The organism is Martinezella rhizogenes (assembly GCF_000799715.1).
Classification (GTDB): domain Bacteria; phylum Pseudomonadota; class Alphaproteobacteria; order Rhizobiales; family Rhizobiaceae; genus Rhizobium; species Rhizobium rhizogenes_C.
In genome coordinates this window covers 980,723-994,118 of the sequence record NZ_JUHG01000013.1, presented here as the reverse complement: position 1 = coordinate 994,118, position 13,396 = coordinate 980,723, and the positions used below count along the sequence as shown (strand labels likewise).

General features: G+C 59.2%; 13 protein-coding genes. 4 read left to right on the top strand and 9 right to left on the bottom strand.

Features of this window, described 5'->3' with window-relative positions:
• The first annotated feature begins 33 nt into the window (after window positions 1-33).
• The 4 genes from EX00_RS32140 (at window position 34) to EX00_RS16475 (ending at window position 4,730) form a co-directional block, all read left to right on the top strand.
• A complete protein-coding gene (locus tag EX00_RS32140; RefSeq protein WP_267884743.1) occupies window positions 34-159 on the top strand; it encodes a hypothetical protein in 126 nt (41 codons plus the stop codon).
• Window positions 160-280: 121 nt separating this feature from the next.
• A complete protein-coding gene (locus EX00_RS16485; protein WP_047460453.1) occupies window positions 281-1,300 on the top strand; it encodes a LacI family DNA-binding transcriptional regulator in 1,020 nt (339 codons plus the stop codon).
• A gap of 339 nt (window positions 1,301-1,639) precedes the next feature.
• Window positions 1,640-2,569, top strand: a complete 930-nt coding sequence (locus EX00_RS16480) for a substrate-binding domain-containing protein (RefSeq protein WP_047459788.1) — start codon at window positions 1,640-1,642, stop codon at window positions 2,567-2,569.
• A 16-nt stretch (window positions 2,570-2,585) separates the two neighbouring features.
• Window positions 2,586-4,730 carry a methyl-accepting chemotaxis protein gene (locus EX00_RS16475; RefSeq protein ID WP_047459785.1) on the top strand — a complete coding sequence of 715 codons (2,145 nt, stop codon included), beginning with the start codon at window positions 2,586-2,588 and terminating at the stop codon, window positions 4,728-4,730.
• A gap of 148 nt (window positions 4,731-4,878) precedes the next feature.
• Here EX00_RS16475 and EX00_RS16470 read toward each other — a convergent pair whose 3' ends face one another.
• The 9 genes from EX00_RS16470 to EX00_RS16430 are packed head-to-tail and all read right to left on the bottom strand — an operon-like array spanning window position 4,879 to window position 13,371.
• The gene (locus tag EX00_RS16470) at window positions 4,879-5,751 is read right to left on the bottom strand and encodes a D-amino-acid transaminase (RefSeq protein ID WP_047459782.1); all 873 of its coding nucleotides are present in this window, start codon (window positions 5,749-5,751) and stop codon (window positions 4,879-4,881) included.
• Between the two features lie 45 nt (window positions 5,752-5,796).
• Complete coding sequence (locus EX00_RS16465; RefSeq protein ID WP_047459779.1) at window positions 5,797-6,732, bottom strand: 2-hydroxyacid dehydrogenase; 936 nt, start codon at window positions 6,730-6,732, stop codon at window positions 5,797-5,799.
• A gap of 22 nt (window positions 6,733-6,754) precedes the next feature.
• Entirely contained in the window at window positions 6,755-7,168 is a 414-nt protein-coding gene (locus tag EX00_RS16460) for a VOC family protein (RefSeq protein WP_047459775.1), read from the bottom strand.
• Between the two features lie 36 nt (window positions 7,169-7,204).
• A complete protein-coding gene (locus EX00_RS16455) occupies window positions 7,205-8,431 on the bottom strand; it encodes a glutamine amidotransferase-related protein (protein ID WP_047459773.1) in 1,227 nt (408 codons plus the stop codon).
• A gap of 22 nt (window positions 8,432-8,453) precedes the next feature.
• Entirely contained in the window at window positions 8,454-9,623 is a 1,170-nt protein-coding gene (locus EX00_RS16450) for a M24 family metallopeptidase (RefSeq protein WP_047459770.1), read from the bottom strand.
• Window positions 9,620-10,717 carry a mandelate racemase/muconate lactonizing enzyme family protein gene (locus tag EX00_RS16445; RefSeq protein WP_047459768.1) on the bottom strand — a complete coding sequence of 366 codons (1,098 nt, stop codon included), beginning with the start codon at window positions 10,715-10,717 and terminating at the stop codon, window positions 9,620-9,622. Before EX00_RS16445 ends, EX00_RS16450 begins: the two co-directional genes overlap by 4 nt.
• 3 nt (window positions 10,718-10,720) lie before the next feature.
• Window positions 10,721-11,878, bottom strand: coding sequence for a M20 family metallopeptidase (locus tag EX00_RS16440; protein WP_047459765.1), 1,158 nt, complete (start codon window positions 11,876-11,878; stop codon window positions 10,721-10,723).
• 15 nt (window positions 11,879-11,893) lie between these two features.
• Window positions 11,894-12,643 carry an amino acid ABC transporter ATP-binding protein gene (locus tag EX00_RS16435; protein WP_047459764.1) on the bottom strand — a complete coding sequence of 250 codons (750 nt, stop codon included), beginning with the start codon at window positions 12,641-12,643 and terminating at the stop codon, window positions 11,894-11,896.
• Window positions 12,644-12,654: 11 nt separating this feature from the next.
• Window positions 12,655-13,371 (bottom strand): amino acid ABC transporter permease, encoded by a 717-nt coding sequence (locus EX00_RS16430; RefSeq protein WP_047459761.1) that lies wholly within the window; start codon window positions 13,369-13,371, stop codon window positions 12,655-12,657.
• Window positions 13,372-13,396: the final 25 nt, after the last annotated feature.

The window sequence follows — 13,396 nt, the reverse complement described above, 5'->3', positions numbered from 1 at the left end:
ATGCGTGCAGCCGTTAAGGAGGAGGACGGAATTATGAGGAAAATTCTGTACGCACTTTCATCATCGGTGATCGGCTTGTCGTTGGCCGAGATCATGCCCTACTTCACCGAAAGCGGTAGCGATCCGACAACCGTGAAGGTTCAATTTGTGGCCGAGTAGACTTCACGACCCAGCCGGTTGAGCGTGCCTCTCGTTTCGCCTTTTCGAAGGGCCATGAGTCATCTACACAACAAGAAGCGGCACGTCAGGAGATCAGATGGTGGGAAAGATGATCAAAACGATGGAGGACTTTTCCGAATTCGTCGGCCTCTCTCGTCCCACCGTTTCCAAGTATTTTAACGATCCGAACTCGGTCCGAAGAAAGACGCGAGACACCATTGAAATTGCGCTCAAGAAGTCGGGGTTTCGTCCTAACGTCTTCGCGGTCAACCTTAACCGTCGGCGCACCAACATTCTCGGCATTATCATTCCGAATTCGACGGACCCGTTCTACATGGCACTCACGCGGCGCATCGAATCACTCGCCAGCGAAGCTGGATTCTTCGCTCTCGTCCTGTCGTCGGATGGCCGGGCTGAGATGGAAGACCGGGCGATCAGGACGCTGAAATCGATGAATGTCGCCGGCGCGGTCATCGCGCCGCTCGGAGTTGAATCCCATCGGCGTACATTGGAGGATTTCGGTCGAAGTGTTCCTCTGATTTACATCGACTCGCCGCTGGATGAAACATCTGCCTTCGTCGGTACCGACAATCGACAAAGTTTCGGTCTCATCGTCGATTACCTTTGCCGGTCGGGCGAGCCGCCTTGTTATTTGGGAATGCCTCATGTCAACACCAATGCGCTGACGAGAGAGCAGGCTTACGTCGATGCGATGAAGCGCCTGGGCATGACACCACACGTCGTACCGGTCACGAGCGTCAAGACCTGGGACTTTGAGAAATTTGGTTACGATGAGACCGCTAAAATCTTGAGTTCGAAACCGGGTTTTCCGACCCGAACGGTTTTATGTGCCAACGATCGGGTGGCATTCGGAGCCATTTCCGCGGCTTACCGTCATGGCCTGCGCGTCGGCCATGGTGCGGACTTTCAGCTCCGCATCGCGGGCCATGACGACCATCCACTTTCAAGATATGCCTGCCCTCCCATCACGACGGTTGCGCAGAACTACGATCAGATCGGAAAGCGCGCGATCGAGATGCTGCTGTCCAGACTCGGCGAGATCACGAGCGCCGCGGCATCGGTTGATGCCGATGAGCGGGTGCTCCTGAGCGGTGATCTGATGCTCCGCGACTCCGCTTGAAAACTCCGGAGTAAAGGGCACGCTGGCCTGCTTACCACGCTCTGGCTTCGTTCTAGCTTGCTCTTCTGGAGCTGCGCGGTTCCGGGTGGCCAGAGTGAAGCGGGGAAGCTTTCAAAGCTGAAATGGGTCGAGACAGTAAGTATTGCTTCATAAAAATGGGCAATAATTGGCTTCACTACTGTAGTTAACGTAAAACTATTGATAAATTTCGGTTTATTGAAGAGTTTGTTATTAAGTATTCAATGTATTTCTAATTTATATCGAATATCGAACAGTAAAATATTAACCAAACTCTCCTTATAAAACCTCAGCTCGATAAATATCTTGCGGAGGTGAATAATGAGAAAGACCATACTGGCTGCTTTCGTGATGGCGATATCCGCCTCGGCTGCAAGTGCACAGACGATCGGCGTGTCGATGTCCGATCTGGATAAGTTCAGGACCGCATTGCTCAACGGAATCCTTTCGCACGGAAAGACGATTTCGGGGCTGAAACTTGTCACGCAGAACGCCAAAAGTGACAATGAGCTTCAGAAGAAGCAGGTTCAGCAATTTATCGCGGATAAGGTCGATGCCATTATCCTGGCCGTCTCCGATGGCGACCTCGGTCCGCAGATGACCAAGCTTGCCGCCGATGCGAACATTCCGCTGATCTATATCAACAACCTCCCCTCGAACCTGTCGGATCTGCCGGAAAACCAGGTCGTGGTCGCCTCCGATGAAGCAGAATCGGGAACCTTGCAGACGAAGGAAGTCTGCTCGCTTCTGAAGGGCAAGGGGCGCGTCGTGGTGCTGATAGGCGAACCCTTCCATGCGGCCGCCCGCGCCCGCACGCAGGACATCGACAATGTCATTGCCACGCCTGAATGCAAGGGTCTCCAGATTGTGGAGCGCCAGGCGGCCTATTGGTCGAGCGATTATGCCGATCAGCAGATGCAGGAATGGCTGTCGGCAGGGGTGAAGTTCGACGCGGTCATTGCCAATAATGACGAGATGGCGGTCGGTGCGATCCGCGCCATGAAGAGGAACGGCATGTCGATGAAGGACGTCGTCGTTGCAGGCGTTGACGCGACCGACGATGCCCTTGCGGCGATGCAGGCCGGCGATCTGGACGTCACCATTCTTCAGAGCGCCACCGGGCAGGGTGCGACATCAGTCGATGCCGCAATCAAGCTCATCAACGGGCAGAAGGTGCCGCGAGAAAACAACGTGCCCTTCGAGCTCGTGACGCCACAAAATATCGCCCAATACCTGCCGAAGACTCAGTGAGCATAAGGGGATCATCATGTTGCGCTTTTGGAATAAACTAGGCATCCGCGCGCAGATTACGGCGGGCTTCCTGCCGCTGATCCTGCTTATGAGCCTGCTCTCGGTCAATGCGATCTCCGGCATGGGAGGACTCTCGTCCATCTTCTCCTCTTACCGCGGCACCGCCGGCCAGAGCCTCGCCATTTCCGGCTACAGCGACCAGCTGAACGAAATCCAGATGTCGGTGGAAGCGTTTCGATCCAGCCCGACACAGGATGTCGTGAACCGTTTTCGCGCCGGCGTGAAGGCATTTGACGCCGACGACCAGCGCTTTGCGGGCAATAGTACCCTCCAGACTGGAATGGCAGCCATCCGTCAGGACATTGCCGCCTATGGCAAGGCTTTCGAGCAGGTCGTATCCCTGCATGCAAGGCGCGATGCCTTGATCTCCAAGGTCACCGAGTTCGGCCCTTGGACCAGCATTGCGCTCAATGACGTCATGCGCAGCGCCTGGCGGCAGAACGATGTGGCGCTGCTGCACATGACCGCCGCAACGCTCGAGGCATTGAACCGCAGCCTCTATTTCTCGGAGCGCTTCATCCACGCGGGCGATCTGGCTTCCTATGACACCGCTCAGTCGGCGCTCAACGATGCCATGGCTCTGAACGATGCCGCAGCCAAGGCTGCAAAGGGTGACCTGCAGCGTAAGCGCATTTTGGGCGCCGGTCAGCTGATGCAGAACTACACGAGCCGTCTTGGCGACGTGAGGGATGTATTGCTGGCGACCACTAAGATCCGCGAGAGTGAGCTTAACGTCCTGGCTCCGAAAATCGCGACGGGCTTCAGGGATCTGCAGGCCACCGTCATGGATGCGCAGAAGTCGCTCGATGGCTCGGTCGATACGACGGTCGCCTCTGCCACCCGCTCGACGCTCGTGATCAGTGGCCTTCTGATCGTGATTGGCCTCGTGCTTGCCTATTTCGTTGGACAACTGATTTCCTCGGCCGTGCGCAAGATGGCGCGGACGATGGAGCGGCTTGCGCGCGGCGACGACACGATGGTGGTGGACGGTACCGAACAGCGTCACGAACTCGGTGCCATGGCACGCTCGTTGAAGGTCTTCCAGGAGACGGGACGCGGCAAGGTCATGGCGGAAGCCAATGCCGAACGTGCCCGCCTTGCGGCTGAAGAGGAGCGACTGCGCCAGGAAGCCGAACGGCTTGCCGATGCCCAGGTAATGGAGCATGCCTTCCAGCAGATTTCCCTGGGTCTGGATGCGCTTTCGAAGGGTGACCTGACGGTCCGTGTCGGCGAGGTTGACGGCCGTTATGTCCGCATCCGGGATCATTTCAACAACTCGGTTTCCAGTCTGGAAGAGACGCTCGATTCCGTTATCCATGCGGTCGGTACGATCAAATCCGGCCTTGCGGAAATTTCGACAGCGTCCAACGATCTTGCTCGTCGTACGGAACAGCAAGCCGCTTCGCTCGAGGAGACCGTGGCTGCGCTGGGCGATGTGACACGGGGTGTCAATGGTACGGCGGAAGGAGCAAGTCATGCTCAGAGCGCCGTGGCGACGGCGCGTACCAATGCCGAGAATGGCGGTGCGATCGTCGCCCGCGCGATTGCCGCGATGACGGAGATTCAAAATTCTTCGTCCAAGATCGGCAATATTATCGGCGTCATCGATGAAATCGCGTTCCAGACCAACCTTCTTGCCCTTAACGCGGGCGTGGAAGCGGCGCGCGCTGGCGAGGCGGGAAAAGGCTTTGCCGTCGTCGCTCAGGAAGTGCGCGAACTCGCTCAGCGGTCAGCCAGCGCAGCCAGAGAGATCAAGGCACTTATCTCCACATCTTCGGCGCAGGTTAAAGCGGGCGTGGAACTCGTCGGCGAATCCGGCACATCGCTCGCGCAGATCGTCGAACAAGTTGGCGCGATGAGTGCCACGGTCGCGGAAATCGCAATTGCCGCGCGCGAACAGGCTTCCAGCCTGCGGGAGGTTTCGGCTGCCGGCGATCAGATGGACAAGGTCACTCAACAGAACGCGGCGATGGTGGAAGAGACCACGGCTGCGGCCCAGAGCTTGACCCAGGAGACCGAGAATCTCGCCGACCTGGTGCAACGGTTCAGGACACGCAGCGCGGCTGTGCCCCAGCATCGCCGTTATGCAATGGCGTCCTGACGTTTGGCGACGCTGACATCCCGGCGAAGGGTTGGGTTGACAAATGTTTCAAACCCAACCCCACCAACGCTATCGGCATAACAAATAGCCTTTTTGCAACGGGCCAGCTGGTGAATTCCTCCTGTCCCCGGCTATCATCCCGATCGCATTACTTCGCCGCCGCTACTGCCTTTTCGATATAGATCTCCCGCAGCCGTTTGCTGACAGGGCCGATGACCCCTTCGCCGATTGTGCTTCCGTCGATCTCAACGACGGCGGTCACGAAAGACGTGGCGGAGGTGATGAAGGCCTCCTTTGCAGCTAATGCTTCCTGGATGGTGAAGGACCTTTCCTCCAATGTGTATCCGGATTCAGCAGCCAACCGGAGAACGGCGGCTCGGGTAATGCCATGCAGAATATCGAATGAGAGCTTGCGCGTGACGATCTTGTCGTCTGTCGTGACGATATAGGCATTGGCGGAAGATGCTTCGGTGACATAGCCGTCCTGCACCAGCCAGGCATCGTCGGCACCCGCCTGATAGGCGGCGTTCTTCGCCATCGACGGGTAGAGAAGCTGGACGGTCTTGATGTCGCGACGGCCCCAACGGATGTCCGGCAGCGATATGATTTTCAGGCCACGTTTGGCGAGCGGGCTTTCGATAACCGGCCGGGACTGGGTGAACATAACGACCACCGGCGGCGTGCCCTTGGGTGGAAAATTGAAGTCCCGATCGGCCGAGCCACGGGAAATCTGCATGTAGATCAGGCCCTCATCGACATTGTTGGCTGCCACCAGTTTGCGGTGGATGGCCATGAGCTCGTCGATGGACATCGGCATTGTCATGTCGAGTTCCTGCAAGGAGCGCTGCAGTCGTGCCATATGACCGTCAAAATCGACGAGCTTGCCGCCGAGCACGCAGGTGACTTCATAGATGGCGTCCGCGAAAAGATAACCGCGGTCGAAAATCGAGACCTTGGCTTCCGATTCCGGGCAGTAATGGCCGTTGACGTAGACAGTGCGTTCAGGTGAGGTCATGTTCATTCATTCCTAGAGAGGTTTGCTTGGCGCATCGGAGGCGTGCCGCCTTTAATATCCGCGCGCGAAATCGACAATGGATGGAAGTGCGGCGGTGCGACGAAAGCTTCGGATATTGTCCGCCACAATCGCGGCCGCCGTTTCGCGATCCGTCGGGGCCGAGATGTGCGGCAGCACGGTGATCCGGGGATGATCCCAAAAGGGCGCATCAACGGGCAGTGGCTCGACATCAAAGACATCCAGCACCGCATGGTTCAAGCGGCTGGTATCGAGCGCCTGCAACAGATCCTCGCTCACGACGATCGGGCCGCGGGCGAAATTGATCAGCGATGCATTCGCGGGTAGAAGGGCAAGCCTCTCGGCGTTGAGCAGCCCCCGCGTTTCCGAGGTCAGTGGCAGCAGGCATGTCAGGATATCGGATCGGCTGAGGACCGCATTCAGGCCATCGTCGCCGGAGAAGGTTTCAACCCCTTCAACGTCCTTTGCCGAGCGGCTCCATCCAATCACCTTGAAACCGGCATCGGTCAGACGATGCGCCGCTGCCTCACCGAGCGCGCCCAATCCGAGCAGGCCGACCGTGATCTGGTCCGGACGTCGATAGGGCAATTGCTGCCAGCTGCGCTCTCGCTGGAAGCGGGCATAGGCCGGCATGTCGCGGAACAGGTAATAGGTCCAGGCGAGAACGGCCTCGGCCATGGTGCGGCTCAATTGCGGGTCGACCAGACGCACGACGGGCAAAGTGCTGTCGCCAAGTTCGCTGACCAGACGTTCGACGCCCGCCCAAAGGCTGTGAATCAACGTCAAACCGGGCAAGCGGGCAAGGTCCATCGGATCCGGGTTGGCGACGATGGCAATATCGACCGCCGCCCGGTCTTCTTCATCCAGGTGCCGGAACGAGACGATCTTTTCATCCGGCATCCTTAGCGAGAGAGCCTCGAGCCACAGATGCTCCGCCTCATCGGGTATACGCGTTACCAGCGCAATCATTCGACCGATTTCCTTTTCTCGCTTAGTGCGCAAAAACGCTGTCGAAATCCTTGAAGCCCTTGACTTCAATCGGGTTTCCGCTCGGATCGAAAAAGAACATCGTGCGTTGCTCGCCGGGCAGTCCATCGAAGCGCACCACGGGCGGAATGTCGAATGCCGTGCCGGCGTCTTCGAGCCGCTTGGCAAGGGCGAACCAGTCGTCGAGCGCAAGGACGACACCGAGATGCGGCATCATCACCATATGATCGCCGACCTTGCCGGTGCGCGTCGTTTCGAACGGCTTGCCGAGATGCAGGGAAATCTGATGGCCGAAGAAATCGAAATCGACCCAGGTGTCCGTGCTGCGGCCCTCCTCGCAACCAAGCACATCACCGTAAAAGCGGCGGGCTTCATCAAGATCGGTGACATGATAGGCGAGATGGAAAAGTGAACGCATGATCGGTTTCCTGTCTGGGTGTGAGTGACGGTATTACTATGAGATCGGTGCCGAACGCCACCTGGCGGCCGCTTCCAGGAATGCCACGAGCAAAGGATGGGGCATGTCGACACTGGATGACAATTCGGGATGTCCTTGCATGCCGATGAAGAAGGAGTGAGCCGGCAATTCGATGGCATCGACAATGGCACCTGACGAGCTGGACGCGGCAACGCGAAGCCCAGCGGCTTCAAGATCTGGTAGCAGAGCCGGGTTCAATCGGAAGCGGTGGTTACAGCGGATCTGACGTTCGGAGCCGATAATGGCTGAAAGCCGGCTACCGGAGACGATATCGATCGCCTGATCGCCCGTCCTATGGATCGGCAGGGGAGTTCCATTCGGATCCCGCGCGCTGGCCATCGGTACGAAGGTCTTGATCCTGGCATCCGGATCGGCTTCCGCCAGGTTGGCCGTGCCGCGACCGAAGGCACGCCATGCCACCGCCGTTGCCATGGTCTGCATGCCGAGGCACAGTCCAACCGTGGGCAGGCCGGTTTCCAGACTTAAGGCCGCCACTGCGGTCTGGCCGGCAACATTTTTCATGTCCGCCCCACCGGGAAGCAGAATGCCCGACAGTCCCTCGAAAACGGCGGGATCTTCAAACTGCTCGATGTGTTCCGGATCGATGAAACGCACATCGATCGGAATGGAAAGGCTGTCCGCCGCATCGGCGAGGCTTGCCAGTGCCGCCGGATAGACATTCCGATGATCGCTTTCCGCGCCGATAAGGCCAATCGTCAGGCTATCTGCGCCGTATAGACGAGGCGCACACAACCCAATACGCCCGAAACGATCCCGTCGGGCAAGTGGCTCCTGTGTCGCCGCGTCGAAAAAGCAATTGGAATCCTCGCGAACGGTGATCGCTTTCACCTCTATCCCAAGGACTTGCGCAGTAGATGACAGTATCGCCCGCGCGTCCCGATCCGCCAAAAATGCCGGATGGATCGGCACCACGACGTCCTGTACCCGAGCAGCATCAAGAATAGTCTCCGGCGTGGCGACGGAGGGCGCCGGCTTGCCCGACAGTCGTTCGAACCAGCAGAGCCCACTCGGCCCAAGCCCGCCACTTGCAATCACATGCTGTGCGGCATCGGCATAAAGTCTGGTATCGAAGTGGGCCTCGACATGCATGAAGCCGCATTGCCGCGAGGCCGCAATTGCGGCAGCCACCGCGCCATAGAGAGCAGGGTGCGGCGTATCATGAACGGCGAGGATCAACCCCATGGCGCGCTCCCTCTCATCGCTTTCAAACTTCGAGCAGATCGCGCTTGATGGTTCCAAGCGCGCGATATCCCGTGTCCGTGACAACGATGGTTTCGCTGACGCCGACGGTGAAGCGGCCGTAAATGCGCAGCGCCGGCGGCAAATGGAAGGTCATGCCTGGACGAAGCTCCGTCTTGACCCCGGCATTGAGGCTGAGGATGGCTCCCTCGCCCCAATCCGGCGCGAAGGAGATCCCGACGCTGTAGCCGAGGCGCTTGCGGAAATTATCGGTATAGCCCGCCGCATCGATGACCCGCTGGCAGGCCATATGCGGGACCTCGCAGGGCACGCCCGGGCGGATGGTGTCGAGCGAGACCTGGAGCGCCTCCTGGCAAACCTTCATCATTTCCGCTGCCTCGCTGGGCGCCTGCCTGATCCAGGCCGATCGCATCAAGGCGGCGTGATAGCGGTCGTGACAGGCCGCCATTTCGAGAAAGGCGGGATCACCGTCCTCGATCCTGCCGCGGCGCCAGGTGCCGTGCGGCACGCCCGTGCGTGTGCCGACAGAGACAAGTGGCTCCATTCCCATATATTCCGATCCGGCTGATATCGCCGCCTGCATCATCGCCGCGACCAGGTCGTTGTCGGTGGCACCGACCTTGACGGCCGCAAGTCCGGCTTGCATGCCTGCATCAACATAGGACGCTGCGCGTTCGAGCTTCGCGATTTCCAGCGGAGATTTGACGGCACGCAACTTTTCAATGACGCCGGCACCATCATGAACGACGCCCAGCCGCTCAACCAGGGATTCATAGACAAATATAGGCAGGAACCAGCCTCGTTTGTCGATCGCCACGCGCTTTCCTCTCAGGCCGCGTTTCTCGATGAGGGCCATGAGGAAGGAAACGGGCTCATCGCCGTCCTGATAGACCTCGGCGTCGGCGATGAAGGTATTGGCGATGAAGTTGAAATATTCGAGCTGCCGGATCACGAAGACCGGATCACCTTCGGCCGGAAGAAGCAGCGCCTGGAACGTGTAGTAGCCCGGGGTTTGCTGGCCGGTCAGATAGAAGATGTTTTCCGGACCGGTGATGACGAGCGCGTCGATGCCCGCCTCGACGAGATTTTGACGGGCGTGCGCCACCCGGATCTCATATTCCTCTTTCGGGAAGGCGGATTCCTGCCCCTGTACGATAGTGCCTGCCGTCGTCATCTTGCGAACTCCTTCAAGAGACTTGTCTTCGATAGATCAACCGTCAGTCCGAGGCCGGGAGCCTGGGTGCCGGTCACTCGGCCCTGCGCATAGGTGAGGCCAGACGCCGGATCGTCGGCCAGTCCGTCCGCTCCATATAATTCGGCGAATGTCGGGCCGGTCGCGCAGGCTAGATGCAGGGCCGCAGCCGTTGCCACGGCACCCTCGTTCATCTGCCCGAGCATGAAGGGGATATTGCCTTTGCGAAGCGCCTCTGCTGCCTTCAGCGTCGGGGCGATACCACCGAGCTTGACCAGCTTCAGATGCGCCCACAAGCGGCCGGACGCCTCAATGATAGCTTCCACATCTTGCAAACTGGAGACACTTTCATCCAGCATCAGCGGCACCGGGCTTTTCCGCGCTAGGTCTAGCATGAGGTCGAAATCGCCGGCGGGAACGGGTTGCTCGACATAGGCGAGATCGAATTGCGCCAGTTGTGCGAGCTTACCTTCCGCGTTGTCGCGGCCCCATGCGCCATTGGCATCGACCGCCAGCTTGATGGTCTGACCGAAACGCTCGCGCAGTTGCGAAAGCCGCCACAGGTCGTCCTCGAAAGCGCCGGCTCCGACCCTGACCTTCAAGTCGCAAAAGCCGCGTTTGACGTAGTTTTCCGCCTGCGCGAGAAATTGCTCCGGCGTGGAAATGAACAATGTCTGGTTCGTCGGATGTGAAATGGGTGTGGCAGGGGCTGCGCCAAGCCATTGCGCAAGCGGCACGTTCTGCTGGCGCGCCAGAAGATCGTGAAGCGCGGTGTCCAGCAGCATCCGCACCGGGGCGCTCGCCTCTGCCCAGATCGCGTCGTCCGCAAGCAGATCGGCCGCATCTAGCGACCAGTCGATCCGGTCGAAAAGAGACAGCGCCTCCGCCAGGACCGTATCCGCCTGAAGCCCGTTCAGATAGGCGATATTGATGCGGACCTCGCCGGTCGCCACGATATCGCCGTCGCGGAGGCACAGATAAAGCGTATCGAGACCGCTGACCGGACCGGATGATGCCGTATGCAGCATCAGGCCGTTCTCGTAGCTCAGCATGGTGCGGTGCAAGGACGCTTGCATCGATCAGGCCTGTAGCATCGATTTGGCGACATCGCGATAAATCAGGCTGGCTGTCACGAATTCGTCGACAGGAACGAATTCGTCTGGCTTGTGGGCCACGGACAAATCCCCCGGCCCGATCACCGTGCCTTGTGCGCCAATCTGGCGGAAATGCACCAGGTCGCAGCCGCCCTGAAAGCCGAAGGGGCCGGGATTTGCGATGCCGTGAGAGCGGCAGGCAGCCATGCTGACCTGGACGATCGCGCTGTCGATCGCGGTTTCCGTCGCGCCGCCGGTCGTCGCCTTGTAGTCGATGATTTCAGCCCGAACGCCGAAATGCGTATGAGCGAGCGCCAGCAGGTCGGCAAGCTCCTGCTTCACCGCCTCTTCGTTCTCTCCGGGCACCATCCGGCGGTCCAGCAGCAGATCGCAGGCATAGGGCACGACATTGTCGGCGTGCCCGCCGGAAATACGCGTCACCGTCAGGCTCGCCTCTCCGACCAGCGGATGTGTCCGTTCGCGCACCACCTCGTTATGATGGGTCTCGATCAGCGACAGGAGTTGCCCGGCGCGATAGATGGCGTTGTCGCCCAGATGTGGCGTTCCGGAGTGTGCTGCCTGCCCATGAACGCGGACAACGGGCCGGAGGCTTCCCTTGTGCGCGGCAAAGGTCGTATTGGATGTGGGCTCGCCCACCACGGCAAAGTCGATTTTCGGCTTGCCGGCCGTATAGAATTTGGCGCCTTCGCTGGCAATCTCCTCGTCACCGACGAAAACACCGAGCAAGGTACCGGACCATGCGCCACGGTCGGATGCCAGCATGCGCATGGCTTCCACCATCGCTATCAGCGGCCCCTTGCAGTCGCAGGCGCCGCGACCATAGAGCCTGCCGTCTGCCTCGCGCAGCGTGAAAGGATCGGACGACCATCCGTCCCCTGCGGGCACCGTATCCATGTGGGTGTTGAAGGCGAAGACCGGTCCCGGCCCATTGTCCAGTCGCGCTTCGACATTGAAACGGCCTGGCTTGTACTCCACGACATCGACCGCAAAGCCGGCGGACAGGAGCAGATCGCGGACATAAACGGCGGCGTCAGCCTCTTGTCCGGGCGGGTTTTCCGTTCTGATGGCGATCAGTTCGGCCAGTTCACGCTTCATGCGCGCGCTATCGGGTGTGTGGGACATGTCTGCCTTCCGCAATTAGTGCAATATCTGACCTAGAAAGAGGCGCGCGCGGTCGTTGACCGTTCCGCCGAAGAATTGTTCGCTCGGTGCGTTTTCGATCACCTCGCCGTTTTCCATGAAGACGATCTGATCCGCGGCGCGTCTGGCAAAGCCCATCTCATGGGTGACGACGACGCTCGTCATGCCGTCGGCGCTGAGATCGGCCATCACGTCCAGAACCTCGCGGATCATCTCCGGATCGAGCGCCGAGGTCGGCTCGTCGTAGAGCATCAGCTTGGGCTTCATGGCGAGCGCCCGGGCGATTGCGACGCGCTGCTGCTGGCCTCCGGATAATTCATCGGGAAAGAAATCGGCCTTCTCGGGGATGCGGACCTTTTCGAGCAATTGCATTGCTATGTCATGCGCGTCGAGCTTGCTCAGGCCCGAGACCTTCATCGGCGCAAGCATGATGTTTTCGGCGGCCGAAAGATGCTGGAACAACTCGAAATTCTGGAAGACCATGCCGATATCGCGGCGTATTTTCGAGGCGTTGCGGAGGTCGCGGGTAATGTCGACGCCATCGAAGAAGATATTACCGCCATCCGCCGGTTCCAGCAGGTTGACGCATCGCAGTAATGTCGACTTTCCCGATCCGGACGGACCGATGACGACCACGGTCTGCTTGCGGAAAACGTTCAGGCTGCAGGTCTTCAGAATCCGTGCAGATCCGAAACTTTTATCGATGCCGATGATTTCCAGGAGCGGCTTGTTATCCGGCGCGGCCATATCGTCTTTCCTCACTGGATCTCGGATTTCGGGGCGATGAGGCTCAAGGGTTTGCGAATGCTGCCCCGGCGCCCGCGTTTCGGGTCAAGAGACCGTTCCAGAAGCGACTGGAAGACCATGAAGATCGTCGTCAGCACCAGATAGTAGATGCCGGCGGCGCTCAATGCCTCGAAGTAGCGAAAGTTCGCGCTGGCGGTCTGGTTGGCGACGAGGAGCAATTCCTCCACCGCGACGACGGAAACAAGCGCGCTGGTCTTCAGCATGCCGATCATCTGATTGCCGACGGCGGGCAGGACGATGCGGGCAGCCTGCGGCATCACGACGAAACGCATGACGCTCGCCCGTGTCATTCCAAGCGCAAGCCCGGCCGTCCTCTGCCCCTTTTTCACCGCATGCAGGCCCGATCGCAGAATCTCCGCCATATAAGCGCCCTCATTCAGCGACAGAGCGAGGACCGCACTGAGAATGGCCGATAGGCGAATGCCGAAACCTGGCAACACATTGTAGATAAAGATGATCTGGAAGAGGACGGGCGTGCCCCGGAACAGCCAGAGATAGACAAGCGTCGCCGCCTTGACGGCTCGCAGTTCCGTTTCCTGCAAAAGGGCAATGACGAGCCCGACGATGATCCCGAAGAACAGCGACACGATGGTGATCAAAAGGGTCAGCACGGCGCCGTGGAAAAAAGCGGGCGATTCTAGATAGTCGAAAACGAGTTCGAGAGACATGCCCGCTCCTTCTCTTCGGTATCAG

Coding starts and splice junctions, on each gene's coding strand:
- EX00_RS32140 (WP_267884743.1), top strand. CDS start 34: ATGAGGAAAATTCTGTACGCACTTTCATCATCGGTGATCGGCTTGTCG.
- EX00_RS16485 (WP_047460453.1), top strand. CDS start 281: ATGGAGGACTTTTCCGAATTCGTCGGCCTCTCTCGTCCCACCGTTTCC.
- EX00_RS16480 (WP_047459788.1), top strand. CDS start 1,640: ATGAGAAAGACCATACTGGCTGCTTTCGTGATGGCGATATCCGCCTCG.
- EX00_RS16475 (WP_047459785.1), top strand. CDS start 2,586: ATGTTGCGCTTTTGGAATAAACTAGGCATCCGCGCGCAGATTACGGCG.
- EX00_RS16470 (WP_047459782.1), bottom strand. CDS start 5,751: ATGAACATGACCTCACCTGAACGCACTGTCTACGTCAACGGCCATTAC.
- EX00_RS16465 (WP_047459779.1), bottom strand. CDS start 6,732: ATGATTGCGCTGGTAACGCGTATACCCGATGAGGCGGAGCATCTGTGG.
- EX00_RS16460 (WP_047459775.1), bottom strand. CDS start 7,168: ATGCGTTCACTTTTCCATCTCGCCTATCATGTCACCGATCTTGATGAA.
- EX00_RS16455 (WP_047459773.1), bottom strand. CDS start 8,431: ATGGGGTTGATCCTCGCCGTTCATGATACGCCGCACCCTGCTCTCTAT.
- EX00_RS16450 (WP_047459770.1), bottom strand. CDS start 9,623: ATGACGACGGCAGGCACTATCGTACAGGGGCAGGAATCCGCCTTCCCG.
- EX00_RS16445 (WP_047459768.1), bottom strand. CDS start 10,717: ATGCAAGCGTCCTTGCACCGCACCATGCTGAGCTACGAGAACGGCCTG.
- EX00_RS16440 (WP_047459765.1), bottom strand. CDS start 11,878: ATGTCCCACACACCCGATAGCGCGCGCATGAAGCGTGAACTGGCCGAA.
- EX00_RS16435 (WP_047459764.1), bottom strand. CDS start 12,643: ATGGCCGCGCCGGATAACAAGCCGCTCCTGGAAATCATCGGCATCGAT.
- EX00_RS16430 (WP_047459761.1), bottom strand. CDS start 13,371: ATGTCTCTCGAACTCGTTTTCGACTATCTAGAATCGCCCGCTTTTTTC.